At 71.6% G+C, this 24094-nt stretch carries 25 protein-coding genes and 1 pseudogene; 5 read left to right on the forward strand and 21 right to left on the reverse strand.

Translation table 11 applies throughout. The features are described 5' to 3' along the window. The first annotated feature begins 11 nt into the window (after positions 1-11). Positions 12-545, forward strand: a complete 534-nt coding sequence (locus AC07AW_RS03310) for an alkyl hydroperoxide reductase (protein WP_478813800.1) — start codon at positions 12-14, stop codon at positions 543-545. A gap of 60 nt (positions 546-605) precedes the next feature. Here the strand turns inward: AC07AW_RS03310 and AC07AW_RS03315 are convergent, their stop codons facing one another. The 5 genes from AC07AW_RS03315 to AC07AW_RS03335 form a co-directional block, all read right to left on the reverse strand. After that, positions 606-1280 (reverse strand): hypothetical protein, encoded by a 675-nt coding sequence (locus tag AC07AW_RS03315; protein ID WP_478813801.1) that lies wholly within the window; start codon positions 1278-1280, stop codon positions 606-608. Beyond that, the gene (locus AC07AW_RS03320; RefSeq protein WP_478813802.1) at positions 1277-2698 is read right to left on the reverse strand and encodes an AI-2E family transporter; all 1422 of its coding nucleotides are present in this window, start codon (positions 2696-2698) and stop codon (positions 1277-1279) included. Before AC07AW_RS03320 ends, AC07AW_RS03315 begins: the two co-directional genes overlap by 4 nt. Positions 2699-2810: 112 nt before the next feature. Further along, a complete protein-coding gene (locus AC07AW_RS03325) occupies positions 2811-3521 on the reverse strand; it encodes an aggregation-promoting factor C-terminal-like domain-containing protein (RefSeq protein ID WP_478813803.1) in 711 nt (236 codons plus the stop codon). Positions 3522-3898: 377 nt separating this feature from the next. After that, positions 3899-5224: a PhoH family protein gene (locus AC07AW_RS03330; RefSeq protein ID WP_453511243.1), complete on the reverse strand. Its 1326-nt coding sequence runs from the start codon at positions 5222-5224 to the stop codon at positions 3899-3901. Between the two features lie 307 nt (positions 5225-5531). After that, positions 5532-6293 (reverse strand): isoprenyl transferase, encoded by a 762-nt coding sequence (locus AC07AW_RS03335; RefSeq protein WP_478813804.1) that lies wholly within the window; start codon positions 6291-6293, stop codon positions 5532-5534. A 110-nt stretch (positions 6294-6403) separates the two neighbouring features. Here AC07AW_RS03335 and mgrA point away from each other — a divergent pair, with 110 nt between their 5' ends. Further along, the gene (gene mgrA, locus AC07AW_RS03340; RefSeq protein WP_478813805.1) at positions 6404-7441 is read left to right on the forward strand and encodes an L-glyceraldehyde 3-phosphate reductase; all 1038 of its coding nucleotides are present in this window, start codon (positions 6404-6406) and stop codon (positions 7439-7441) included. Between the two features lie 290 nt (positions 7442-7731). On the opposite strand, the gene AC07AW_RS03345 is transcribed toward mgrA, so the two are convergent. Together AC07AW_RS03345 and AC07AW_RS03350 are read right to left on the reverse strand one after the other, a co-directional pair. Next, positions 7732-9258: a DUF2079 domain-containing protein gene (locus tag AC07AW_RS03345; protein WP_478813806.1), complete on the reverse strand. Its 1527-nt coding sequence runs from the start codon at positions 9256-9258 to the stop codon at positions 7732-7734. Positions 9259-9394: 136 nt separating this feature from the next. Further along, on the reverse strand, positions 9395-10132 hold the full coding sequence (locus AC07AW_RS03350) for a prepilin peptidase (RefSeq protein WP_478813807.1): 738 nt from the start codon (positions 10130-10132) through the stop codon (positions 9395-9397). A gap of 40 nt (positions 10133-10172) precedes the next feature. On the opposite strand from AC07AW_RS03350, the gene AC07AW_RS03355 reads away from it, so the two are divergent. Continuing rightward, the gene (locus AC07AW_RS03355; protein ID WP_478813808.1) at positions 10173-10544 is read left to right on the forward strand and encodes a DUF192 domain-containing protein; all 372 of its coding nucleotides are present in this window, start codon (positions 10173-10175) and stop codon (positions 10542-10544) included. On the opposite strand, the gene AC07AW_RS03360 is transcribed toward AC07AW_RS03355, so the two are convergent. Together AC07AW_RS03360 and AC07AW_RS03365 are read right to left on the reverse strand one after the other, a co-directional pair. Next, positions 10516-11628: a hypothetical protein gene (locus AC07AW_RS03360; protein WP_478813809.1), complete on the reverse strand. Its 1113-nt coding sequence runs from the start codon at positions 11626-11628 to the stop codon at positions 10516-10518. The genes AC07AW_RS03355 and AC07AW_RS03360 overlap by 29 nt on opposite strands. 31 nt (positions 11629-11659) lie before the next feature. Further along, positions 11660-12046 carry a hypothetical protein gene (locus AC07AW_RS03365; RefSeq protein ID WP_478813810.1) on the reverse strand — a complete coding sequence of 129 codons (387 nt, stop codon included), beginning with the start codon at positions 12044-12046 and terminating at the stop codon, positions 11660-11662. 122 nt (positions 12047-12168) lie between these two features. On the opposite strand from AC07AW_RS03365, the gene AC07AW_RS03370 reads away from it, so the two are divergent. Both AC07AW_RS03370 and AC07AW_RS03375 read left to right on the forward strand, forming a co-directional pair. After that, a complete protein-coding gene (locus AC07AW_RS03370) occupies positions 12169-13089 on the forward strand; it encodes a hypothetical protein (RefSeq protein WP_478813811.1) in 921 nt (306 codons plus the stop codon). Positions 13090-13329: 240 nt separating this feature from the next. Next, positions 13330-14280: a MerR family transcriptional regulator gene (locus AC07AW_RS03375; RefSeq protein ID WP_478813812.1), complete on the forward strand. Its 951-nt coding sequence runs from the start codon at positions 13330-13332 to the stop codon at positions 14278-14280. 154 nt (positions 14281-14434) lie between these two features. Here the strand turns inward: AC07AW_RS03375 and AC07AW_RS03380 are convergent, their stop codons facing one another. The 12 genes and pseudogenes from AC07AW_RS03380 to AC07AW_RS03435 form a co-directional block, all read right to left on the reverse strand. Beyond that, positions 14435-15052, reverse strand: a complete 618-nt coding sequence (locus AC07AW_RS03380) for an OmpA family protein (RefSeq protein WP_478813813.1) — start codon at positions 15050-15052, stop codon at positions 14435-14437. A gap of 9 nt (positions 15053-15061) precedes the next feature. After that, the gene (locus AC07AW_RS03385; protein ID WP_478813814.1) at positions 15062-15646 is read right to left on the reverse strand and encodes a hypothetical protein; all 585 of its coding nucleotides are present in this window, start codon (positions 15644-15646) and stop codon (positions 15062-15064) included. A 28-nt stretch (positions 15647-15674) separates the two neighbouring features. After that, entirely contained in the window at positions 15675-16319 is a 645-nt protein-coding gene (locus AC07AW_RS03390; protein ID WP_478813815.1) for a pilus assembly protein TadG-related protein, read from the reverse strand. After that, positions 16319-16528 carry a Flp family type IVb pilin gene (locus AC07AW_RS03395; RefSeq protein WP_478813816.1) on the reverse strand — a complete coding sequence of 70 codons (210 nt, stop codon included), beginning with the start codon at positions 16526-16528 and terminating at the stop codon, positions 16319-16321. Before AC07AW_RS03395 ends, AC07AW_RS03390 begins: the two co-directional genes overlap by 1 nt. Positions 16529-16741: 213 nt before the next feature. Further along, on the reverse strand, positions 16742-17632 hold the full coding sequence (locus AC07AW_RS03400) for a DUF5936 domain-containing protein (protein ID WP_478813817.1): 891 nt from the start codon (positions 17630-17632) through the stop codon (positions 16742-16744). Positions 17633-17650: 18 nt separating this feature from the next. After that, positions 17651-18598: a type II secretion system F family protein gene (locus AC07AW_RS03405; protein WP_478813818.1), complete on the reverse strand. Its 948-nt coding sequence runs from the start codon at positions 18596-18598 to the stop codon at positions 17651-17653. A gap of 180 nt (positions 18599-18778) precedes the next feature. Next, positions 18779-20122: a TadA family conjugal transfer-associated ATPase gene (locus AC07AW_RS03410; protein WP_392150797.1), complete on the reverse strand. Its 1344-nt coding sequence runs from the start codon at positions 20120-20122 to the stop codon at positions 18779-18781. Further along, positions 20119-20496 (reverse strand): TadE/TadG family type IV pilus assembly protein, encoded by a 378-nt coding sequence (locus tag AC07AW_RS03415; RefSeq protein ID WP_478813819.1) that lies wholly within the window; start codon positions 20494-20496, stop codon positions 20119-20121. Before AC07AW_RS03415 ends, AC07AW_RS03410 begins: the two co-directional genes overlap by 4 nt. Then, entirely contained in the window at positions 20493-20867 is a 375-nt protein-coding gene (locus tag AC07AW_RS03420) for a TadE/TadG family type IV pilus assembly protein (RefSeq protein WP_478813820.1), read from the reverse strand. Before AC07AW_RS03420 ends, AC07AW_RS03415 begins: the two co-directional genes overlap by 4 nt. 3 nt (positions 20868-20870) lie before the next feature. Continuing rightward, positions 20871-22121, reverse strand: coding sequence for a CpaE/TadZ family protein (locus AC07AW_RS03425; protein ID WP_478813821.1), 1251 nt, complete (start codon positions 22119-22121; stop codon positions 20871-20873). Between the two features lie 6 nt (positions 22122-22127). Beyond that, positions 22128-22835, reverse strand: a complete 708-nt coding sequence (gene cpaB, locus AC07AW_RS03430; protein WP_478813822.1) for a Flp pilus assembly protein CpaB — start codon at positions 22833-22835, stop codon at positions 22128-22130. Between the two features lie 372 nt (positions 22836-23207). Beyond that, positions 23208-24080: pseudogene (locus AC07AW_RS03435) on the reverse strand (hypothetical protein); the annotation flags it as partial. Positions 24081-24094: the final 14 nt, after the last annotated feature.

A 24094-nucleotide genomic window follows, 5' to 3' on the forward strand; every position in this document is an offset into this window, starting at 1 on the left:
GCGGACCTGACATGGCTCTCGACAAACTGAAGTCCGCCATACCGGACTTCGCCAAGGACCTGAAGCTGAACCTCGGTTCGGTCATCGGCAACAGCGACCTCCCGCAGCAGCAGCTGTGGGGCACCGTCCTGGCCTGCGCGATCGCCTCGCGCTCGCCGAAGGTGCTCAAGGAGCTGGAGCCCGAGGCCCAGGCCAACCTGAAGCCCGAGGCGTACCAGGCCGCCAAGTCCGCCGCCGCGATCATGGCGATGAACAACGTCTTCTACCGGACCCGGCACCTGCTGTCGGACCCCGAGTACGGGACGATGCGCGCCGGCCTGCGGATGAACGTCATCGGCAACCCGGGCGTCGAGAAGGTCGACTTCGAGCTGTGGTCGCTGGCCGTCTCCGCGATCAACGGCTGCGGCCAGTGCCTGGACTCGCACGAGCAGGTCCTGCGCCAGGCCGGGGTCGACCGCGCCACGATCCAGGAGGCCGTGAAGATCGCCGCGGTGATCCAGGCGGTCGGCGTCACGCTGGACGCGGAAGCGGTCCTCGCCGAGTAGGTCCGCGCTGTACGAGAAGGGCCCCGGGGCTTCGTGCCCGGGGCCCTTCTCGTCGTTCCGTCACTTCTTGAGCGCCGCCATGAGGGCCAGCATGTCCTCGGTCATCGGGACGTCGATCCCGGAGAGGTCGATCTCCTTGCCCTCCCCGAGCGGGTTCCCCTGCGCGTCCGTCGAGTACTGCCGGTAGATGTTCAATGCGATCTCGACCTGCCCGTCGAGGATCCTGAGGTCCCCGCCCTCGCCGCCGCGGTCGTCGAAGAAGGCCTGCTCCCCGAGACCACCGATCGGCGTTCTGAGGTCGTAGTACTTCGACCGCGCCGCGAACTCGGGCCCCGGGTCGATCACCTTGTGCAGGGTGTAGGTCAGGGAGGCGCTGTACCCGGCATCCGGATCTCCGTACGTCATCGAGCAGGACGCCTCGTACACGGTCGCCTCGTCCATCTCGGGCCCGAGGCCGTCCTCGCTGCGCTTGCCGAGGATCCCGCCGAGCGCCTTCAGCTTCGCCGCCCCGCAGATGTCCACCTTCGCCTTGTAGCCGCCGAGGTCGACGCCCGGTTCCTTCTTCTGCCCGTACGCGTAGAGCCCGCCGCCCCACACCGCCGAGGCGAGCACCGCGCCGCCCAGCGCCCACAGCCAGGGGCGGCGGGCCCGGGGCGGGCGCGGCGGCGGGGTCTCGCTGAGCACCTCCGGGGCGTCGAACTCCTCGCCGCCCACCAGCTCCGGCTCGGATATCACCCGGCGACCTCCTCGACGGCGCCCGGCGCCGGGACCGGGGCCACGGCGAAGGCGGTCGCGCCGCGCGGCTCCGGGGTGCTGCGGAGGGCCTGTTCGGTGGTGTACGCGCGCAGGTAGCCGACGACCGTGTTGAGGACGGCGACCAGCGGGACGGCGACGACGGCGCCGCCGATTCCGGCGGTGAGACCGCCGGCGGCGACGGCGAGGACGACGGCGAGGGGGTGGACGCGGACGGCCCGGCCGAGGATGAACGGCTGGAGGACGTGGCCCTCGATCTGCTGCACGGCGAGCACGACGACGAGCACCATGAGGGCGGTGAACACGCCGTTGGTGACGAGGGCGACGACGCAGGCGAGGGCTCCGGAGATGACCGCGCCGACCAGCGGGATGAAGGCGAAGAGGAAGATGAAGACGGCCAGCGGCACCGCCATCGGCACGTCGAGGAACCAGAGCCCGAGGCCGATGAAGACGGCGTCGATGAGGGCGACGAGGACGGTGCCGCGCACATAGGCGGTGAGGGTGCGCCAGGCGCGCGGTCCGGCGCCGGCGACGCCGGGCCGGGCCTGGGCGGGCACCAGCTTGAGCGTCCAGTCCCAGACCTTCTTCCCGTCGTAGAGCAGGAAGAGGGTGCAGAACATGGCCAGCAGTATGCCGGTCATGGCCTCCACGATGACGGTGACGCCCTGGAGTCCGGCGGAGGTGATCTGTTCGGCGTTGGCGCCGATGGCCTCGCTGAGGTTCTTGGCGATGTCGTTGATCTGCTGCTCGGTGACGTGGAACGGGCTGTCGAGGAGCCAGTGCTTGAGTTCCTCGATGCCGTCCTTGACGCGGTCGGACAGGTTGTCGACGTTGTCCATCACCTGCCAGACGACGAACCAGCCGACCAGGCCCATGACGACGAAGCCGGAGACGGCGGTGACGGCGGTGGCGAGTCCGCGGGGCAGGCCCTTGCGGCGCAGCATGGCCACGGTGGGCTGGAGCAGGGCGGTGACGAGGAGCGCGGCGACGAAGGCGAGGACGACCAGCTGCACGGAGCTGATCACCTTCATGAGCACCCAGACGGTGCCGGCGAGGACGAGCAGCCGCCAGCCGGCCTCGGCGGCCACGCGCATGCCCCAGGGGATGGCGGCGACGGGGTCGGGGCGGGCGGCGACGGCCGGTGCGTACGAGGGAGGTGCGGGCACGGAGCGGCCCGGCTCGGCGGGGGCGCCCTCCGTCGCCGCGGTCCCGGTGTCCGGGAGGGGTGCGGCGGTGTCCGGGTCGACGTCCGGCCGTGAGGGGGCGGCGGCGGGCGGTGCCTCGTACGGCGCGGCGAGCGGGTCTTCCCGCTCCGCCTCGGCCCGGCGCTCGTCGAGTCGTTCTCCCATGCGGCTCAGGCTCTCGCCCAGCCGGCCCAACCAGCCTGGCACTCCGGACATCTCTTTCCTCTTCCCCCCGCAGGTCCCGCCCGCTCATTCCTCCTCGCGAACCTACACGCAAGAAGCCCCTCACCGTAGGACGGCGAGGGGCTCTCGGAGGTTGAGCGCGGTACTAGTACCAGCGGTTGGCCTGCCAGAAGGACCAGGCACCGCACGGGCTGCCGTAGCGGCTGTCCATGTAGTTGAGGCCCCACTTGATCTGGGTGGCCGGGTTGGTCTGCCAGTCGGCGCCGGCGGAGGCCATCTTGTAGCCGGGCAGCGCCTGCACGAGACCGTAGGCACCCGAGGACGGGTTGGTCGCGCGGTAGTTCCAGCCGGACTCGTGGTCCACGATGTTGCTGAAGCACGAGAACTGGTCGGACGGCATCATCTGCCGGGCCATCGCCTTGACCTCGGCGATGCTGTAGGAGCCCTGCGCGGCGAAGGACGTCGCGCTGCGGATGGAGGAACGGTTGGCGCGCTCCTCGGCCTCCTTGCGCTCCTTCTTCGCCTTGGCCTCGGCGGCTGCCTTGTCGGCGGCCTCCTTCTTGGCCTCGGCGTCCTTGGCGGCGCGGAGGCGGGCGGACTCCTCCGCGGACTTCTTCGCGGCGGCGTCGGCGGCGGCGGCCTGGACGTCGGCCTGCTCCGAGAGGGACGAGACCTGTACCTGGGCCTGCTCGCCCGCGGGGATGTCCGCGAGCAGCGTGGTGCCGGCCGCGGTGGCCTCGAAGTTGTCGTCCGAAGGCTGCGCGGCGTTGCCCGTGGCAACACCGGCGATGGCGCCGACAGTGGTGACCGCAGTGGCCGAAGCCACCGCGAATCCCCGGACCGAGATCCGGCTCACACGGTTTCCTTCCAGCACGTCCGCACAGGTGACCACGCGGGCGAAATCTTGCCCCTGGCACTGGTCTCCGACGTACGGGGTCACAGAAGACACGGGCCCGTGGTGCTGTGGGCGGCATACGGCGACGGCTGTGGAGTTGTGTGGTGCGGTGCGCACCCCTGAGGGTGCACGTGTGCCGTATGCGGGGCCTGACGGAAGCAAGACTTTGCCGGACGGCGAGGCCGCAAGGCAATTCCGTGTTGCGTGTGAAAGCTCACACCTCAGTGGACGCAGGTGTTTTGACGGATCCACGGGACAGCAGGGCGCCGCCCGGCTAAGCTCCTGCGCTTTGCCGGGCGGCGCCAACTGCCTTACCCGTACAGACGGGTACGAATCGGTCAGAGCTGATTGTCCTCCAGCATCTCCGTCACGAGCGCGGCGATCTGGGAGCGCTCGGAGCGGGTGAGGGTGACGTGGGCGAAGAGCGGATGCCCCTTCAGTTTCTCGACGACGGCGACGACTCCGTCGTACCGGCCGACCCGGAGGTTGTCGCGCTGGGCGACGTCATGGGTCAGGACGACCCGCGAATTCGCCCCGATACGGGACAGAACGGTCAACAGGACGTTCCGCTCCAGGGACTGGGCCTCGTCCACGATGACGAAGGCGTCGTGGAGCGAGCGGCCCCGGATGTGGGTGAGCGGCAGGACCTCCAGCATCCCGCGGCCGAGCACCTCCTCGATGACCTCCCGGCCCGCGACCGAGGACAGCGTGTCGAAGACGGCCTGGGCCCACGGGCTCATCTTCTCGGACTCGCTGCCCGGCAGGTATCCGAGCTCCTGGCCGCCGACCGCGTACAGCGGACGGAAGACCATCACCTTCTGGTGCTGCCGGCGCTCCAGGACGGCCTCCAGGCCCGCGCAGAGCGCGAGCGCGGACTTGCCGGTGCCGGCCCGGCCGCCCATCGAGATGATGCCGACGTCCGGGTCGAGCAGCAGGTCGAGCGCGATCCGCTGCTCGGCGCTCCGGCCGTGCAGCCCGAAGGCCTCCCGGTCGCCGCGGACGAGCCGTACGTTCCCCTCGGCGGTGACCCGGCCGAGCGCCTTGCCGCGCTCGGACTGGAGCACCAGGCCCGTGTGGACCGGAAGCTCGGCGGCCTCCGGGACGTACAGCGTGTTCTGCTCGAAGAGCAGGTCGACCTGCTCCCCGGAGAGCGCCAGCTCGGACATCCCGGTCCAGCCGTTGGCGTCCGTGATGGCGAGCTCGGCGCGGTACTCCTCGGCGAGGAGCCCGACCGAGGAGGCCTTGATGCGCAGCGGCAGGTCCTTGGAGACGACCGTGACGTCGTACCCCTCCGCCTGGAGGTTGCGCGCGACCGCGAGGATCCGTGAGTCGTTGTCCCCCAACCTGTAGCCGGCGGGCAGGACGCCGGGGTCGGAATGGTTGAGTTCGACACGCAGGGTGCCGCCCAGGTCCCCGATGGGGAGCGGGGCGTCCAGGCGTCCGTACCGGACCCGGAAGTCGTCGAGCAGGCGCAGCGCCTGCCGGGCGAAGTAGCCGAGTTCGGGATGGTGCCGCTTGGCCTCCAGCTCCGTCACGACGACGATCGGGAGCACCACCTCGTGCTCCTCGAAGCGCGAGACGGCGTTGGGGTCGGCCAGCAGGACGCTGGTGTCGAGAACATAGGTGCGCCGGTCGGAAAGGCGGCGCTTCGTGCTGGTCACCACGGAAGGACAGACCCCCTCGGAAGACCCCTGTGAGGTCGGGGTGCGACGGAACCGGTGTCGCTGCGGAATGGGACCGGGCTCAGGCCGCCATGCGCGGGCCGAACCACGGCCCTCCGCTTCTCCCGTGCTTGTCCCGCACGGTCGTCCTGGTGCAAGGGGCCTCCCGGGTGGCGGTCTCCGTGCCGCTCACTTCACTGGGGATATGCCCTCGAACACCCCTTGCCATGCCATGGCATATGACGACGTGTTCATGAACACGAGGTGATCGGTTCCGACCGGGAATGTCCGGTTGAGTGTCCGAAGAGGGTCAGGTGCCGTAGCGCCGGTGCCGGGCCGCGTAGTCCCGCAGCGCCCGCAGGAAGTCGACCTTGCGGAAGGCCGGCCAGTGGACCTCGCAGAAGTAGTACTCGGAGTGGGCGCTCTGCCACAGCATGAACCCCGAGAGCCGCTGCTCGCCGCTGGTCCGGATCACCAGGTCCGGGTCGGGCTGGCCGCGCGTGTACAGGTGCTCCGAGATGTGCTCGACGTCGACGATCTCGGCGAGCTCCTCGAAGCTCGTCCCCCGCTCCGCGTGCTCCAGGAGCAGCGAGCGGACCGCGTCCGCGATCTCCTGCCGGCCGCCGTAGCCCACGGCGACGTTCACGAGTATCCCGGTGTTGGTACGGGTGGCCTCCTCGGCCTCCTTCAACACCGACTGCGTACGGGCGGGCAGCAGGTCCATCGTGCCGACGTGGTGGACCCGCCAGCGGCCGTCGGCGGCCAGCGCGCGCACCGCGTTCTCGATGATGCCGAGCAGCGGGACGAGCTGCTCCTCCGGGCGGTTCAGGTTGTCCGTGGAGAGCATCCAGAGCGTCACGACCTCGACGTCCGTCTCGGCACACCAGCCGAGCAGCTCCTGGATCTTGTCCGCGCCGGCCTTGTGTCCCTGCTCGGGGGTCCCGCCGGACGCCTTGGCCCAGCGACGGTTCCCGTCGAGGATGACCCCGATGTGCTTGGGCACCTGGGTGTGGTCGAGGCGGCCTTCCACCCGGCGTGCGTAGAGCCCGTACACCAGGTCGCGCAGGTTCACTGTTCTTTACCCCTCCATGCAGTGTCGGCCCCCGAAGCCGCCACACTACTGCGGACGGGCGACGGGCTCCCAGCCCGGGACTGTCACAAGTCCGTGATAAGCAGAGATACGTGACTGATTCCCCCCTGTACCGCGCCTCCGCGGACCGCTACGACGCCATGGAGTACCGCCGCACCGGCCGCAGCGGACTCAAGCTCCCGGCGATCTCGCTCGGCCTCTGGCACAACTTCGGCGACGACCGCGCGCTCGACACCCAGCGCGCGATCCTGCGCCGCGCCTTCGACCTCGGCGTCACCCACTTCGACCTGGCGAACAACTACGGGCCGCCGCCCGGCTCCGCCGAGCTGAACTTCGGCAAGCTCTTCGCGCAGGACTTCGCGCCGTACCGCGACGAGCTGATCATCTCCACCAAGGCCGGCTACGAGATGCACCCCGGCCCGTACGGCGAGTGGGGCTCCCGCAAGTACCTGCTGTCCTCGCTCGACGCCTCCCTGAACCGGATGGGCCTCGACTACGTCGACATCTTCTACTCGCACCGCTTCGACCCGCACACCCCGCTGGAGGAGACGATGGGGGCCCTGGCCTCCGCCGTCCAGCAGGGCAAGGCGCTGTACGTCGGCGTCTCCTCGTACAACAGCGAGCAGACCGCCGAGGCCGCCCGGATCCTCAAGGACATGGGCGTCCCGGCCCTGATCCACCAGCCCTCGTACTCCATGATCAACCGGTGGACCGAGGAGGACGCCCTCCTCGACACCCTGGAGGCGGCCGGCATGGGCTGCATCTCCTTCGTGCCGCTCGCGCAGGGGCTGCTCACCAACAAGTACCTGAAGGGCATCCCGGAGGGCTCGCGGGCCACCCAGGGCAAGTCCCTCGACCCGAACCTGCTCTCCGACGAGGTGCTGCGGCGGCTGCGCGGCCTCGCGGACATCGCCGAGCGGCGCGGGCAGTCCCTCGCCCAGCTGGCGCTGTCGTGGGTGCTGCGGGACGAGCGGATGACCTCGGCGCTGATCGGCGCGTCCAGCGTCGCCCAGCTGGAGGAGAACGTGGCGGCCCTGCACGGGGCGCCGCTGTCGGAGGAGGAGCTGAAGGAGATCGACTCCTTCGCCGTCGACACCGAGGGCACGAACATCTGGGCCGGCCGGGGCTGACGGCCCCGGCGGGGGACCGGAACACAAAAAACGGGCCGGTCCGTGGGGGGGATACGGACCGGCCCGAGGGGGGGTTTCCACCATAACCCTTCGTTAGTCGTGTTGCGCGCCACGTGCGCCGAACGAACCGCGCCGGATGGGCCGGATCCCAGGCGCCACAAGGGTTCCGGGGCCCCGTGGCGGGTTTGCGCCCCGGCGTGGCGGCGGGGTTCCGTCCCTCCGAAGAGGGACCGCCCCGCAAGGGCACGGCGTTGACGCGAGGGGGCCGCGGGGGACGGCCTTCCGGCAGGTCAGGCGTCCGGCCGCCGGTGCAGCAGGGTGATGCCGTCACGGCGGGCGACGACCTCGTAGCCGTACGTCCGGGTCGCGGCCTCCAGCTCGGCGCGCTGCCGCTCCAGGGGGTAGGGCCAGTGGCCCGAGGGGTACGGCCAGGCCTCGGGCGCCCGCTCGTCGTGGACGATCCACGCGGCGGTCGGCGCCGGGATGCGCGGGACGTCGTAGCGGTAGAGCTCGCCGCCCACCGGGAACGTCGGGAAGAGGGCGACCGTGCAGCGCGCGGTGAGCTGCGGCGCGAGCCGGTTCGAGGCCGCGACGGTGGCGCCGTCGGGGATGCGGGCGAGCAGCGCGCGGGCCGCCGCAATGTGCGGTGTGGTGTGCCAGGTGGCCCGCTGGGCGAGCTGGGCGAGGGGGAAGGACGGGAGCAGGACGACCGTCACGACGAGCACGGTCGCGAGGACGGCCCGCAGCTCACGCCGGTCGCTTCGGGAAAGCCGGTCGCTTCGGGAAAGCCGGTCGCTTCGGGACAGGACGTCGACGAGGCCGGCGAAGACGACGGGCATGAGGATCGCGCTGTAGTGGAAGGCCGTGCCCCAGTGGAAGCCGTTCTCGGAGAGCAGCCGCCAGCCGAGGGTGGGGACGGCGGTCAGCGCGAGCGGTGAGCGGAGCGCGAGCAGCGCGGACGGGGCGAAGACCAGGATCAGGGTGACCGCCTTGACCTCGGGGCGCAGCACGTCGAGCGGGGCGTGGGCGAGGGTGGAGAGCAGGGAGCCCTGCCCGTCGGCGAGGTTGCCGCCGTGGGCGTAGCCGCCGCCGGGGTTGAAGGCCGGCAGCAGGACCTCGACCTCCAGGAGCGAGCCGAGGACACCGGCGGCGACGGTGACGAGCCCGAGGCGGCGGGGCCCCTTGAGGGCGATGTACGCGCCGACGGCGGCGAGCGTGAACCCCAGGTCCTCCTTGACGAGCAGCAGCGGCGCCGCCCAGGCGACGGCCGGTCGCCAGCGGCGCCTCGCGAGCGCTTCGAGGGAGAAGGAGAGCAGCGGGACGGCGAGCGCGACCTCGTGGAAGTCGAAGGCGGCGGCGGAGGCGACGCCCCAGCTCAGCCCGTACCCGGCGGCGACGGTGTGCGCGGCCGCGGGCCCGAGGACGGCACCGGCGCGGCGGGCGAGGGGGACGACGGCGAGGGCGAGCAGCGCGGACTGGGCGAGGAGCAGACAGAGCGGGGAGGGCCAGAGCCGGTAGAGGGGGGCGAGGGCGGCGAGCAGGGGGTGGAAGTGGTCGCCGAGGAGGTCGAAGCCCTCGCCGCGCAAGGGGGCGACGGGCGCCCGGAGTTCGGCGTAGGCGCGGACGGCCTGCTCGAAGATGCCGAGGTCGTAGCCGGTGGTGCGCAGGAGCTGGTGGCGGCGCACGGCGACGGTCGAGTAGAGGAGGAAGAGCCCGGCGGCCCAGACCCAGGGGACGGGAGCGGGGCGGCGGTACCAGGGAACGGGACGCGCGGGCGCCCTGTCTCGTACGGGTGTTTCAGTCGCAATTGTCCGCATGTGCGGCGATGCTAGGGCCTGCCCTTCGGGTCTGGCCGGATTAGGGAGCGGTGTCCGGTGCGTGCGAGCGGCGATCGTGCGTGCCAGGCGTCGCGGGCCGGGCGGGACCTTCAGGACACGACCCGGGCGCGGACCTTCAGGGGATGGCGGTGAACGCGCCCAGGAGGAGGCCGAGCAGGCCGCCGCCCAGCATGAAGGGGCCGAAGGGGATCGCCGCGGAGCGGTCGGCGCGGCGCAGCAGGACCAGACCGAGGCCGTACACCGCGCCGAGGAGGAAGCCGGCGAAGGCCCCGGCGAACAGCACGCCCCAGCCGTACCAGCCGAGGGCGGCGCCCAGCGGGACCGCCAGCTTCACGTCGCCGAGGCCGAGCTGGCTCGGGTTGATCCGGAACAGCACCAGATAGGCCCCGCCGAGAACGAGCCCGCCGAGCAGCGTGTGGAGCCAGGATCCGGCGTCGTACGGGAGGAGTTCGGCGCCGCCGAGGAGCAGCGGGACGGCGACGGCGAGCGGCAGGGTCAGGGCGTCCGGAAGCCGGTACACGCGCGCGTCCACGCAGGCGAGGAGCACGGCGAAGGGCGCGCCGAGCAGCCAGACCGCGAGCTCGGGCCGGGGCCCGCCGGTGGCGGCGGCGAGCGCGGCGCAGGCGAGGGCGGTGAGCAGCGGCGCGAGGACCGGGCTCGCGGTGGTCGCGCAGGCCTGCCGCCCGGGCCCGCCGAGCCAGCCGCGCCCGGGCCCGACGAGGACGTGCCCGGCGGGGCAGCGGTCCCGCCACGGCTCCTCCGGCTCGACGGAGAGGCGGTACGCGGCCCGGGGCACGAGCAGCCCGACGGCGGCCCCCCACAGGGCGGCGACGGCGATCAGCGTGACGTACACGGAGGAGACCCTAGGGGCCCGGGCCGCTACGGTCTGCCGCATGGGGAAATGGGCGGACGGGACGGGGACGTTGGCGGTGGCCGCACGGGAGATCCCGCTGGCGGTGGCGGCCTCGTACCGGGCACGACGGCGGGGGCTGCTCGGCCGGGACGGGATCGCGGGGGCGCTGCTCATCGTGCGGACGAACAGCGTGCACACCTTCGGCATGCGGTTCCCGATCGACGTGGCCTATCTGGACGGCTCGTTCACGGTCCGGTCCGTGGTCACGATGCGACCGGGGCGGCTCGGGATGATCCGGCCGCGGGGCCGGCACGTCCTGGAGGCGGAGGCGGGGGCGATGGCGGGGTGGGGGGTGAAACCGGGGGTACGCGTGCGCGTGGACCTCACGGGGGCCCCGAGCCGAGAAGGGTGAACGCCCCGTACACGCCGGAGGCGAGCGCGAGCCCGGCGAGGACGGCCACGGCGGTACGGGTGCGCACGCGCGCGAGGGCCACGGCGGGCGGAAGCAGCAGCCCGAACGCCGGCATCATCAGGCGCGGCCGGGAACCGAAGTAGGCGGCGCCGACGAGGGAGACGAACACGACGCCGATCGTGTAGACGAGCAGCGGCAGCGGCTGCCGCTGCCGTACGCACAGGGCGATCAGCCAGCCGAGGAGCGCGAGCGCCGCGCACAGACCGAGGGCGCCGGGCCAGGGCAGCCCCGCGATGAACCTGGCGAGGGCGACACCGCCGTCGATGGAGTTGCCCCAGGCGGCCTGGACCTCGAAGTAGGCGGTGGGGCTCCCCTGGCGGACCCCCACGTAGGCGACGTACGCGAGCCAGCCCAGCGGGGCGATCAGCACCCCGACGACCGTCCGCGGGGGCAGCCGCCGTTCCCGTACGAGGGTGACGAGGGCCGTGATGCCGAGGGCGGCGATCAGCGCGGCGGCCGTCGGCCGGGTGAGCCCGGCGGCCGCGCACAGCACCCCGGCGAGGATCCAGCGCCCGCGCAGCACCGCGTACAGCGACCAGGCGGCCAGGGCGGTGAACAGCGTCTCCGTGTAGGCCATCGACTGGACGAACGCGGTGGGGTACACGCCCCAGAGGACGGCGAGGAGGACACCGGCGCGGGGCCCGGCGACGTGGGCGCCGCACTTCGCGATGCCCCAGGCGGCGGCGAGTCCTGCGGCCCAGGAGACGAGGAGCCCGGCGGTGGCGGCGTCGACGGGGAGGACGGCGGAGAGGCCGCGCTCCAGGGCGGGGAGGAGCGGGAAGAAGGCGAGGTCGGAGTGGACGTCGCCGTTGGGCAGGGTGACCTGGTACCCGTACCCGTGCTCGGCGATCCGCACGTACCAGACGGAGTCCCAACGCCCCTTGAGCCGGTGCAGCCCGTCCTTCCCGGTGCCGCCGGCCGCGACGGCGAGGACGACGAGCCCGACGAGTCGGGCGGCGGCGTACCCGCCGAGGGCGGCGAGGGTGGCGCGGTCGGGACGGACGGTGGGCCTGGTCAGCGGCATGCGCCCGATTATCCCGGGGTCTGCCGTGGACTCAGCCGAGGGGCCTTATGCGGACGAACTTCGCGGCCATGACGGGACCGAGCTGCTCGACGATGGCGTGCCCGGGCTCCTGAGGCGAAGGCAGGTCACCGAGGAAGGAGGTGACGATGACCTCGTCGATGCCGAGGACCCCGCGCGCGCTCTGCTCCTCCAGGAAGTCGAGCGTGCGGCGCCAGTCGGCGGCGCCGGGGGCCTCGCCGAGGAAGGAACGGACGGTGTCCTGGACGACGTCCCAGAAGAAGACGTGCGGCAGGACACCGCCCTGATGGAAGACATGGGTCTCGTACGTCCCTCGGAACTCGGGGATCCGGGTGACGAGATCACTGACCAACTGCACGCTCGGAGTCGCGTTCGGGTTCGCGCTCGGGGTCACCGTCATCTCCCCAGAATGCTCCTGCCCGAGGCATACGTCTCGCCGGATTTACGCTTTCCTGGCGACGTCTTTCGCCGGGTTTTCCACAGGGGGTGCGAAGTGTCCCTCTTCCGTGGATCGTTGGGCGTATGTACGAGTTGGCGATCCTCGCCAGGGGCGGGGTCCTCCTGACGGTCTGGGCGGTCGCGGCGGGCTGGCCGCCGGGCCGGCTGTCCGGACGGCTGCGCCGCGACGGCTGGCAGCGGATCTGCCGGGGCGCGTGGGCGGCCCCGGGGAGGGAGGTGGACTGGCGGCTGAGGGCGACGGCCGTCCAGCTGCTGCGCCCGGAGCTGGTGTGCAGCCACGCGACGGCGGCGCGACTGCACCGCATCGAGGTACTGGGCGGGGATCCTCCGTCGGAGCACCTCGACTTCACGGCACCACCGAGGACGGGATCGGCACGCGGCCACGGGATGAGGATCCACACCACGACCACCCTGACGGACGGGGACAGATCCGTCCGCCGCGGTCTGCGGACGACAACCCCCACACGAACGGTGGGCGACCTGATACGCGCCTCGGCGACCCGGGAGGAGGCCGTGGTCGTCGCGGACTCCGCGCTCGCCCGGCGGGTGGTCGAAGGGGTACGGCGCGAGGCCCTGGTCCGGTACGAGGAACTCACCGCGGAACTCGCCGCACCCCGCCGCGGAGCGGCCCGCGCCCGCGCCTGGCTGCGCCTCGCGGAACCGGCGTCGGGGTCCCCGGCGGAGACGGTGGCCCGGCTGAGGATGGGCGACACAGACCTGGTCCCTGAGTGCCAGCCGACCCTCCTCACGGCGGCCGGCCGGCCCCTGCGCCCCGACTTCCTCTTCCGCACGGCGGGCCTGGCGGTGGAGGTGGAGGGCTACGCCTTCCACGGCACCCGCCGGGCCCACGAACGGGACGTCGCCCGCTTCAACGCGCTCCAGTCCTGCCGGGAGGTCCGCCGGGTGCTGCGGTTCACGGCGAGGGAGGTGTTCCACCATCCGGAGCGGATGACGGCGACGATCAGGGCGGCGCTGAGTCTCTGACAGTGAACTCGCCGTACGGAAAGCCCCGTTACGAGGGCATACGACAGGAAATGAGGAGTTACTCAAAGGGACGGAGATGTCCCGTCCGACACGTTGGACGGCGGCCGTGGTGGTGGCGGCGGGGGCCGATGACGGGTCGACCCGACCCTGAGCACGTGACGGGCCCGCCGGGGGTGCAGTCAGGGTCGTCCGTGTCGTGAGGCTTGAGTCTCCGGTAGGGGGAGACGCGAAGGTGGGCACATGAACGGCGAGACGCTCTACTCGATCGGTGATCTGGCGCGGCGGACGGGTCTGACAGTGAAGGCCATCCGGTTCTACGCGGACACCGGGATCGTGCCACCAACCGACCGCACCCCTGCCGGATACCGCCGGTACGGCGCCGATGCCGTCGCGCGCCTCGAACTCGTGTGCACCCTGCGCGAGTTGGGGATCGATCTGGCCACGATCCGCAAGGTCATGGACCAGGAGGTCTCGCTGACGGACGTCGCGGCGACGCACGCCGAGGCACTGGACGTGCAGATCCGCGTCCTGCGGCAGCGCCGCGCTGTGCTGACGGCGGTGGTCCGACGCGGCTCGACTCCCCAGGAGATGGACCTCATGCACAGACTGGCGTGCCTGTCGGAAGCCGAAAGGAAAAGTCTGATCGACGGCTTCCTCGACGACGTGTTCGACGGACTGCGCGATCACCCCGTATTCGCTGCCGTCACCCGCTCATTGACACCCGAGCTGCCCGACGACCCCGAGCCCGAGCAGATCGAGGCGTGGGTGGAGCTCGCCGAGCTGTCCCAGGACCAGGATTTCCGCTCCACGATGCATGGCATGGCCCAGGACCTGGCGGCCGATCGGGCCTCTGGCGATGCCACGGGCCTGCCCCGGCTCCTCGCCGAAGCCGTCCGGGCCCAGGTGACACCGGCGCTCCAGGCCGGTATCGAGCCGGACTCGGCCGAAGCGGAACCGATCGTCACCGCACTCACGGCCCACTACGCCCGCACCCTCGACAGCCCGGTCCCACACGACACCCCCGCCCTCCATGAGCGCCTTGCTGCCCGGCTGGCGCATATGAACGACCCACGCCGCGACCGGTACCTGTCCTTGCTGGCGGTCATCAACGGCTGGCCGGCGCCCGAAAGCCTGGCGCCCGTGCTCACCTGGTGCGCCGAGGCACTCCGTGCCCGCACACCGCAGAGGTGAGCCGAACACGCATCACGCCCGACTGGCGGTGAGGTGGGCGGCGACGCCGACTCCGTCGACGGGCTGCGGCGAGGCCTCTGCCGAGGCGAAGGCCCCACGCTCCCCGGCCCGCGTACCCCGGGCCACTGGAAGCGCTACGCGGATGGCGGGACGCTCACGGCGTGGTGGGCGTGGTCCGGGGGAAGGAGATCTCGACGCGCCGGTTCTTCTTGCGGCCCTCCTCGGTGCGGTTGTCGGCAATGGGGTAGTCCTCGCTGTACCCGCGGATGTCGAAGCTCGTCCCCGGGTCGAGGGCCCGCGCGAGCACCTGCTGCACGGCGACGGCCCGCTCCTTGGAGAGCTTGAGCCCGTGCTCGTACGTGCCGAGGTTGTCGGTGAACCCGAAGACCCGGACGCGGCCGGAACCCATCTTGTTGATCTCGGCGGCGATGGCGGCGATACGGGAGGTGGCGTCGGGCGAGAGCTTGGCGCTGTTCTTGGGGAACAGCACCTCGGCCTGCAGCGCGAACGTCACGTCCACGTTGGTGTCCTGCCGTCGCTGCTGGCCGCCGTCCTCCTCGACGATCTGCTTGATGTCGAGGACCTTGGCGGGGGCGAGGGTGGCGCCGTCGGGGAGCATCAGGCCGGGCGAGGTCGGATCGATGACGGGAGCGGGCGAGGACGTGCCGGCGGGCCCGGGCCCGTCATCGGCGTACGCGACGGGCCCGGCGAGCGGCCCCAGGGCGACGCAGACGAGCACGAGAGCGGCGAGGCGGCGGTTTGTCGTCGTCATGGCGTCGCCTCAGGAGAGCTTGAGGGTGGCGGGTTCGAAGGTGGGGAGCTGGAACGAGACCTCGGTGGTGGTCGCGGGGGGTGCCGGGAATTGCAGGAAGACGTCCGTAGACTTGCCGGGCGCAAGGACGTCGAGCCCCGTGGTGGTCAGCGGCCGCCCGTCCGTGTCCCTCAGGACGTAGTACCTCTTCTTGCCAACAGAATCGACGAGGGTGGCGCCGCCGAGCGACTTACCGTGCTTGACAACCTCAGTCTCGTCACCCCTCATCCTGGCCGGGAGGACCGCCAGCGAGCCCGAGGTGTTCTTCAACTGGCCCTTGATCGTGAGAAAGCCGCCCTCATCACGTTCTGCAGAGTTGATCGCGAGTTCCAACCCTTTCTGCCCTTTGAGGACAGCAAGTGTCTCTGTCGGCTCCTCGGCCTCTTGCGAGCCATGGGTGGCTGGTGCTCCCTGCTGGGGCGCGGCACTCGTTGAGGCCGGCTTGTTCCCGCTGGGCTTATCCTCGGCGCCGCACCCGGCCGCGAAGAGTGCCACAGCCGCGATCGCGACGGCGACCACCCCTAGGCGGGTCTTCCTTACGTAGCGCGCGTTCATGAAGCGTGCTTCCTTTGCTCGTCGCGGGTCAGTCCGACAGCCGGACTCTGAAGAGATCTGCGGCACTGGGGAGGCGCGGGCTTTCAGGATCGATCACCCACGACTCGCCACCACACACGAGGTCAACCACGGGTTCCTCGTCGTCAGGCTCTCCGCCACCCTCATCGGGGCCTGTAGGCGTCGGATCTGGTGTGGTCTCCGAAGGATCTGGCGTGGGTTCCGGGGGCTCGAAGGTGCAACGCGGTTCGAGTACAGCTTCAGCAGACGCAGTCGCCTGATGCGCCTCTCGACCCGTCGTACGTACGGTCACCCTGAAGCCAAGCTCCTCGGTAGCAAGAGACACGCATCCGCCGCCTGTGACCACAGCCTCATTTCGCGCCGCAAACTCCTCCGCCTGCTGACACGGGGAGTCGCCGGTGTCCGCCCCGCCTTGAAGGAACCTGTTCCATTGCCCAGGGTCGAGGATCACTTCGATCCAGCCGTCCCGCAGCTGCTCTCGGGCGTCTTGCGCCGCCGCGAGAGCTGCTGCATCCGCAGCGGTCTGAGCGCTGTTGCGCGTCAAAGCAGCCTGGCCCACCAAGAAGTAGGCGAACGCCAGAAAGAGGAGCCCGGCAATGACCGCGATGTAGACGGGGAACGCCTGCCCTGCATCGGCGCTCGCGCCACCCAGCACTAGTTGCCTGTGAGCTCGCTGATCTTCTGCGTGATCGCATCCATGATCGAAGCCCCGATGTCCGTGCCGGTGATCGCCACCACGATCGCCACCACCACCACAATGATCCCCAGATACTCCACCGCCGTCTGCCCGCGGTCCCCCCGCGGCACTCGGCCGGTCGCTCCTACCTTCACCCTGGTCAAAAGCCTCAGCATCGCGTCGTTCATCGTGGTCCCCTCCGCGTTCAGACGCCTGCGCTTGGGTACCGTACGCCGACGGGCGGGTCGGCGGACAGGGCCCGTTCATCGGGTGGGGCCGAGGCAGCCGGTCGCGGCGATCCGGTCCATCAGCTCCACCCCCCTCACACTCTGTCCGCACTCTGGCACATCGGGTTGCGCCCGCGAAGTCGTTTGCCTCGAATATGTCAGCGCGTTCACGCTTCACTCGCCGCCCGTGACCGACCCGAAGTCTGTTCCCGTGCCCAGGAACAGGCCCGCTCCCAGAAGGATCATCGTCGCCGGGACCATGAGGGTCGTGATCACCATCGTGGCCTTCGGGACGGCCTTCGCCGCCTTCCTCCTCGCGTTCTGGGCGTCCGTGCGCCGCATGTCGTTCGCGATCTGGATCAGGGTGTCCACGATCGGGGCCCCCAGCTCCTCCCCCTGCTGCAGCGCCGTGACGAACTGCGCCACCTGCTCCGAGTCGTTGCGCCTCCGCAGTTCGTCGAACGCCTGCCGCCGGCTGACGCCCATGTCCATCTGGCGCAGCGTGATGCGGAGTTCGTCGGCCCACGGGCCCTCGTACTTCTCCGCCACCCTTTCCAGCGCCTGCCGGAAGCCCAGCCCCGCGCTGACCACGACCGCGAGGACGTCCAGGAAGTCCGGCAGTGTGCGTTCGATCTGGTCCTTGCGGATGCGGACCGCCGACCAGATCCCGACCTCCGTCCAGAACGCGCCGAACGCCAGCAGCAGCAGGGCCGTCACGTACGAGCCCTTGCTCAGCATCACCAGGCCGCCGAGCCCGCCCAGGAAGCCGTAGACCGCCCGCCTCGCCCCGTACCGGTCGATCGTCAGGCCCCCGGGGTTGCCCGCCAGGTCGATCCGGCGGCGCACCGCGTTGACGCGTTTCGGGCCCATCAGGCGGAGCACGGCCGGCGACCAGCGCATGCCCACGCGGTCCACCGCCGAGTCCACCGCTCCCGTGCGGGTCGCACCGACCTCCAGGGCCAGTTTGAGGTCGTCCGGGAGCTTCGCGTCCGCGCGGTACAGGCGGAGGCCGTAGGCGAAGCCCGCGACTGCCAGGCCGGCCAGGAGGGCTAGGAGGAGGTCCACTTCGGCTGTCCCTTGTCCCTACACGTCGATCTTCGAGAAGCGGCGGATGGCGGCGAAACCGATCACGTACAGAGCGAACGCCGCCACCACCGCGAACTGCCCCGTGCCCGAGGCCGTCATCCGGTCCAGCGCGCCCGGCTGCATGTTGTCGATCAGCAGGAGCGAGCCGACGCCGATCACCGGGACCGAGTACGCCGTCATGCTCACCTGCGAGAGCTGCGTGCGGACCTCGCGCCGGGTCTCCTTGCGTTCCTCCAGGGTCTCCGTGAGGTTCCGCAGCGAGGAGACGACCGTGCCGCCGGCCCGGTTGGCGAGGACCAGGGTGGTGACCAGCACGACGAGTTCACGGGAGGGGAGACGTTCGGCGAGTTCCCCCAACGCGTCGTCGAGCGACGTGCCGACCGCCAGCTGCTGCGCCACCTTCTCCAGTTCGTCTCCCGCAGGCGCCTCCAGCTCGTCGGCCGCCAGGCTCAGGGCCATCCGGAGGGCGAGGCCTGCCTGGGTGGCGTTGGCCAGGATCCGGGAGAGTTCCGGGAGTTGGTTGATGAACTTCTCGATCCGCTTCTGGCGCTGCCAGTTGAGGAATCCCATCGCCACCCAGATGCCGAGCAGTCCGCAGATCGGGCCGAAGAACGGCGACAGCGCCGCCTGCCCCACCACCCACAGCACCGCCACGGTCGCCGCCAGCGCCATCGTGAACTCGCCCGGCGTGATGTCGAGGCCGGTCGCCGCGATCCGCAGCTCCAGCTTCCGGCCGAGCGCCGTCTTCCGTACGCGCCGGTCCACGCCCCGGAACCGGCGTCTGCGGCGGCCGGTCACGGCCTCCGGTTCACCGCTCTCGTCCAGGCGGGCCACGAGGGCCGCGTGACGACGGGCCCCGCTCGCGTACAACTGGACGCCGACGACGCCCAGTACGCACGCGAGCAGCGCCACACCGGCCGTCAGCCAGAAGGGGTCGGTCAGCATCGCCGCGCCTCGCGTCGCCAGGTGGTGATCTCGTGAGTCGTCATCGACGCTCCCCCGGTCGCCACGTCGGGTCCTCGGCCGTCACGCCACCGCCCGGCCGCCACGTCGGGTCGCCCGTCGCCGCTCCGGTCCCCGGTCGCCACGTCGGGTCGTCGGTCATCGCTGCACCGGCTTCTGTCATCACTCCGCCTCTCGGGTCGCCAGGTGGGCATCGGTCGCGGCCACGCCGAAGGCCTGTGGGATGGGCTGGCCCGCCAGGTAGAGGCGTTCGGCGACGCGCCGGGGCAGGGGGTGGTACGTGAACCTCCCGTACACCCGCCCGTCCGCCGCCACCGGCTGGGCCTGGAAGCGGCACACCGTGGCGAGCAGGAACCTCTCCCGGCCGTGCGAGGCCAGGACCGCGATCTCGGTGATGCGGCGGGTGCCGTCCGGATGTCGGGTGAGCTGTACGAGGACGTCGACCGCGCTGTTGATCTGGTCCCGGAGCGCCTCGAACGGCACCTTCACCTCGGACATCGACGCGAGGGTCTGCAGCCGCATCAGCGCGTCCTCGGCCGAGTTCGCGTGGACGGTGGCGAGCGAGCCGTCGTGGCCGGTGGACATGGCCTGCAGCATGTCGAGGGTCTCGCCGCCGCGGACCTCACCGACGATGATGCGGTCGGGACGCATGCGCAGGGAGTTGCGGACGAGGTCGCGGATGGAGATGGCCCCGCGGCCCTCGATGTTCGGCGGGCGGGCCTCCAGGCGGATCACGTGGGACTGCTGGAGCTGGAGTTCTGCCGAGTCCTCGATGGTGATGATCCGCTCGCCGTCCGGAACGAGTCCGGACAGGGCGTTGAGCAGGGTCGTCTTCCCGGTGCCGGTCGCTCCGGAGACGATCAGGTTGAACTTGGCTTGAACCAGTCCCGAGAGCAGGAGCAGCATCTGCTCGTCGAGGGAGCCGAGGCCGATCATCTCGTGGAGCGTGTACGCCCGGGGGAAGCGACGGATGGTGAGGGTCGCTCCCGTGAGGGAGAGCGGCGGGATGATGACGTTCACGCGCTCGCCGGAGGGAAGCCGGGCGTCGACCATCGGGTTCGACTCGTCGACGCGCCGGTTGACGGTGGAGACGATCCGCTCGATGGTCTGCATCAGCTGCTCGTGGGAGGCGAAGCGGAGCGGGAGCAGTTCGACGCGGCCGCCGCGCTCGATGAAGATCTGGTCGGGGCCGTTGACCATGATCTCCGTGATGGAGGCGTCTTCGAGGAGCGGTTCCAGTACGCCGAGCCCGAGGGCCTCGTCGACGACCCGGCGGATCAGCTGGGCCCGCTCGGCGGTGGAGAGGACCGGACCCTCGCGGCTGATGATGTGGCCGAGGACGCGCTCCAGGCGGGCCCGCCGCTCGGCCGCCGCGAGCGCGGACATCTCGGTGAGGTCGATCTCCTCCAGGAGCTTGGCCCGGAAGGCGGCGACCAGGTGGCCGTCCTCCCGGCCTCCGCCCGCGGCCTTCTCCTCGGGGGCGTTGATACGGGCGCGCAGGCTCATGGACGGTCCTCCTCGGCGGGCATCGGCATGGTCGCGGTTCTCGTCACGGGGTCGAAGTCCCAGAAGGGGACGACCGAGGGGATGCGTACGGTGACGGTGGCGACGACCTCGTCCCCGCTGGGGAGGACGCTGACGTCGGTGGCCCAGTCGGCGGCCGCGTAGCCGGCCGCCTCACCGGTGGGCGCGTCCTCCGCGTCGCTACTGGCCGCCCGCGCGGCCGCCCGCGCAGCCGTACCCGCCTGCTGGGCCGCGTACGCCGCGACCCCGAGCTGCAGGCCCGCCAGCCCGACGAGGAGCAGGATGGGGAGGAAGCCGAGGTACTCGATGGCGGCCTGCCCCCGGTCGCGGCGCCCGTTGCGCGGATCGCTCCTCATGGTGTGAGGCCCCTCTCGTCCACAGCGCCCGCCTTGCCCTCCACCCGGAACAGGCCGCCCACGCCCGGGACCAGGACCGGGACCTGGAGCGTGACCACCGCGGTCACCATCCCGTCGCCCGACGGGCAGCTCACGTCGGCGCCGTCCAGCCAGGCCCCGTCCAGGTGCCGCCGCGCCGCCTCTCCACAGTCGTCGCCGACGGCACCGGCCCGCGCCGCCTCGTCCGCCGCGTTCCCCGCCAGCGTGTACGTATAGCCCACCAGGACGACCTGCCACAGCAGAACGAGCGTCAGCAGGATCAGCGGCACCATGCCCAGGAACTCCACCGCCACCTGCCCCCTGTCCCTGTCCTCGTCCCGGTGCGTCCGCATCAGTCAGCGGCCTCCGGTGCGGCGGCGCAGACCCAGGGAGCCGCGGTCGCCGGCGCGTGCGAGTTCCTTGCCGGGCTGTCCCGGCGCCTGCACCAGGCCCAGTTCCCCCGCCAGGCCCCACAGCGCCTGCTTGACCGTCGACTTCGCGTCGAGTTCGTGGAGGCGCCCGGCGTCGACCACCGCCGCGAGCTCCTTGAAGTTGGCCGGGACGGCGACGCCCGCGATCCGGGTGCCGGTGATCTTCTGGACGAGGGGCGGCTGGATCTCGGTGGAGCGGTGGTGGCGGTTGACGAGGGTGACGGTCTCCTCGGCCTTGCGGACCTGGAGCCGTTCCCACATCCGTACGGTCCGCTTGGCGGCGCGGACCGCCACCACGTCCGGGGTGGTGACGAGGAGCGCGGTGTCGGCCATCTCGATCGCGGCGGCATTGGCGCTGTCGAGCCGGGAGCCGCAGTCGAGGACGACGACCTCGTGCCGGCCGCGCAGGGCGCTGACGACCTGCCGGGCGGCGCGGTCGCTGACCTCCTCGCCACGCTCCCCCTCCGCCGGGGCGAGGAGCAGCGAGAGGCCCGTCTCGTGGACGTACACGGCGTCCTGGAGCACGCGCGGCGAGATGTCGGCGATCGACGCCAGGTCGGCGACGGAACGGCGGAACTGCACGTCCAGGTACGAGGCGATGTCGCCGCTCTGGAGGTCCATGTCGACGAGGGCGACGCTGCGCCCGGAGGCGCGGGCGGCGAGGGCGAGGTGGACGGCGGTGACGGTGGCGCCGACACCGCCCTTGGCGCCGCTGACGGTGACGACGGTGCCGCCGGGGCCGGTGATCCGCTCGGCGCCGCCGCCGAGGTGGCGGCGGACGCCCAGGGACCACTGGGCGGCGGCCTGGACGCGGCTGGCGAGTTCCTCGTAGCCGAGGGGCAGGGTGACGAGGCCGCGGGCGCCGGAGTCCATGGCGGCGGAGAAGAGGACGGGGCTGGCGTCGGCGGTGATGAGGACGACGCCGACGGCCGGGAAGCGGAGGGCGACCTCGCGGACGAGTTCGAGCGCGGGGACGGGCCCGATCCGCTCGTGGACGAGGACGACCTCGGGGAGTTCGTCGAGGGAGGCGGCGGCGAGCCGCGCGAGGGTGTCGACGAGCTGGGTGGAGTCGGTGACCGGCTGGGCGGGTTCGGCGTCGGGGAGCTGGCTGAGCAGCGTACTGACGGACCGGGCCGCGTCGGGGTCGCCGACGGCCGGCAGGATCCTGGTGGTCATCCGGCCTCACTTGTCCTTGTCGAGCGTGTAGGTGCGGTCGCCCTTGTCGACCGGGGATCCGGCCGTGGACGGTGCGACGAGGGCGAGGTGTACGTGCTCGGCGAAGGACTCGGCGTACGCGACGCGCTGGGTGTCGAGGGTGGAGAGCGCGAAGGTGATCGGGACCGTGGAGGTGGCCCGGCTGGAGCGGTCGTTGCTCTCTGCGGCCGGGGTGAGGCGGCCGACCTCGAGGACACGGGCGCCGGCGACGATCAACCGGGACTGGTCGGGGTCGCCCTTCTTCTTGCCGGCGAAGGTGGCGTAGATGTTGACCGTCGAGCCCGTGTAGATCTTGCCGGCGACTCCGGTGGCGGCGTCCACCATGATCGCGATCTCCTGCTCCCCCGGCTTGAGCTGGGGCCGTTCGACGATCATGTCGGTCTGGAGGAGCGAGCCGGCCTTGAGCCGGGTGACGGCGATCCTGCCCTCGATCTGTCGGAGATCGGTGACGGCGGTCGAGGAGAGCCAGCGCTTCGGCATGGAGATCTTCTCGAAGTCGCCCGCCTTCAAGGGCTCGTAGGGGGCCACGTCGTCCTTGAGCCGGTACGCCGTGGTCTCCGGGCCGACCTTCGAGTTCACGTCGCTGATGACGGCGAGGACACCTGCGAACGCGCCGAGGGCGCACAGGACGGAGAGCAGCAGCAGGATCACGCCGCGGCGCTGGCGGGAGTTCATGGCCGTACTTCCTCGATCGGAGACGTGGGGAGGTGGCGGGGGTGGCGGGGTGGGCGGGAGTGGCGGCTGGGGCGGGGGCCGGGGCTCACGGGCCGCTCACGGCAGCGCGGCGCGGGCGGAACGGTCGCCGGGCCCGAGCGCGCGGGCGTGCCCCCCGGCCTGCGGCCCCGGCCCGAGCGCGTGCGGACCCGGCTGCTGCCCGGGAGGTGGAACTTGCTGCCCGGGACCGAGCGCATGCTGCCCGGGAGGTGGAGCCTGCTGACCGGGACCCAGCGCATGCTGCCCGGGAGGTGGAGCCTGCTGACCGGGACCGAGGGGATACGCACCCGCCTGCTGCCCCGGACCGAGGGCGTAGGCACCCGGTTGCTGCCCCGTCCCCAGGGTCTGCGCTCCCCGCTCCGGCGGTGGGAGCGGCGCGGCCGGGGCCAGCGGCGCGGCGCAGAAGCCGCAGCGGTCGCCGATGAGTTCCATCCCGCACCAGTGGCATCTCTCGCGCCGTACGGAGGAGACCAGCTGGTGGAGAACGGGCAGGTCCGGCAGGTACGCGGCGAACTCGACGAGCTTGCCGGTGCCCCACCAGCCGGGCGAGGACGCGGGCAGGGCCACCTCGTGCACGGGGCCGGGGATCCGCCAGCGGGGTACGAGGGTGGTCGTCGGCCAGTCCGTCTGGAGCTGGCCGCGGGCGAGGAGGAGCTCGGTGGCGAACTCCGGCCCGGCGAGGGGCTCCTCGGCGGCGGCGCCGAGTCGCACGATCTGCGGGGTGGGTCCGGCGAGGACGGCGAAGTGGGCACCCGGGAGCCAGCTCTTGAGGTGGGAGCCGAGGCTGACGGGGACGCGGTCGAGCCGGGAGACGGAGCCGAGGACGGCGCCGGCGTAGATGTAGTGGGCGAGCAGCCGGGCGGCGGAGGCGAGGACTCCGGGGCTGAAGTCGCAGCCGGCGAGCTGCCGCAGCTGGCGGACGAGGACGGCCGCGCCGAGCGGCGGCAGATCGGTCCTGACCAGGGCGATGCGGTCGCTCTCCAGGAGGGCGCGGACGGCGTGCAGGCGGTGCTCGACGGCGGTCGGCGCGGACGTGGGGCAGACGACGACCACGTGTCCGTACCGGGCGAGGAGCTGCTGCATGTCCGCGAGGGAGGCGTCGAGCGGGCGGGTCTCGGGGGGCGGGAGCACGGCGGCCTGCGGGGTCCCGGGGTCGGCCGCCGGCAGCACCAGGTCGGCGCCGGTGACGGCGATCGCTGTCGGCACGTCGGACCCCCCGT

It is taken from the genome of Streptomyces sp. NPDC044003 (assembly GCF_056435185.1).

What these genes read in the sequence shown, in the direction of transcription:
- AC07AW_RS03310 (WP_478813800.1), top strand. Translation starts at nt 12, where the DNA reads ATGGCTCTCGACAAACTGAAGTCCGCCATACCGGACTTCGCCAAGGAC.
- AC07AW_RS03320 (WP_478813802.1), bottom strand. Translation starts at nt 2,698, where the DNA reads ATGTCCGGAGTGCCAGGCTGGTTGGGCCGGCTGGGCGAGAGCCTGAGC.
- AC07AW_RS03345 (WP_478813806.1), bottom strand. Translation starts at nt 9,258, where the DNA reads ATGCGGACAATTGCGACTGAAACACCCGTACGAGACAGGGCGCCCGCG.
- AC07AW_RS03355 (WP_478813808.1), top strand. Translation starts at nt 10,173, where the DNA reads ATGGGGAAATGGGCGGACGGGACGGGGACGTTGGCGGTGGCCGCACGG.
- AC07AW_RS03360 (WP_478813809.1), bottom strand. Translation starts at nt 11,628, where the DNA reads ATGCCGCTGACCAGGCCCACCGTCCGTCCCGACCGCGCCACCCTCGCC.
- AC07AW_RS03365 (WP_478813810.1), bottom strand. Translation starts at nt 12,046, where the DNA reads ATGACGGTGACCCCGAGCGCGAACCCGAACGCGACTCCGAGCGTGCAG.
- AC07AW_RS03370 (WP_478813811.1), top strand. Translation starts at nt 12,169, where the DNA reads ATGTACGAGTTGGCGATCCTCGCCAGGGGCGGGGTCCTCCTGACGGTC.
- AC07AW_RS03375 (WP_478813812.1), top strand. Translation starts at nt 13,330, where the DNA reads ATGAACGGCGAGACGCTCTACTCGATCGGTGATCTGGCGCGGCGGACG.
- AC07AW_RS03380 (WP_478813813.1), bottom strand. Translation starts at nt 15,052, where the DNA reads ATGACGACGACAAACCGCCGCCTCGCCGCTCTCGTGCTCGTCTGCGTC.
- AC07AW_RS03385 (WP_478813814.1), bottom strand. Translation starts at nt 15,646, where the DNA reads ATGAACGCGCGCTACGTAAGGAAGACCCGCCTAGGGGTGGTCGCCGTC.
- AC07AW_RS03395 (WP_478813816.1), bottom strand. Translation starts at nt 16,528, where the DNA reads ATGAACGACGCGATGCTGAGGCTTTTGACCAGGGTGAAGGTAGGAGCG.
- AC07AW_RS03405 (WP_478813818.1), bottom strand. Translation starts at nt 18,598, where the DNA reads ATGCTGACCGACCCCTTCTGGCTGACGGCCGGTGTGGCGCTGCTCGCG.
- AC07AW_RS03410 (WP_392150797.1), bottom strand. Translation starts at nt 20,122, where the DNA reads ATGAGCCTGCGCGCCCGTATCAACGCCCCCGAGGAGAAGGCCGCGGGC.
- AC07AW_RS03415 (WP_478813819.1), bottom strand. Translation starts at nt 20,496, where the DNA reads ATGAGGAGCGATCCGCGCAACGGGCGCCGCGACCGGGGGCAGGCCGCC.
- AC07AW_RS03420 (WP_478813820.1), bottom strand. Translation starts at nt 20,867, where the DNA reads ATGCGGACGCACCGGGACGAGGACAGGGACAGGGGGCAGGTGGCGGTG.
- AC07AW_RS03425 (WP_478813821.1), bottom strand. Translation starts at nt 22,121, where the DNA reads ATGACCACCAGGATCCTGCCGGCCGTCGGCGACCCCGACGCGGCCCGG.
- cpaB (WP_478813822.1), bottom strand. Translation starts at nt 22,835, where the DNA reads ATGAACTCCCGCCAGCGCCGCGGCGTGATCCTGCTGCTGCTCTCCGTC.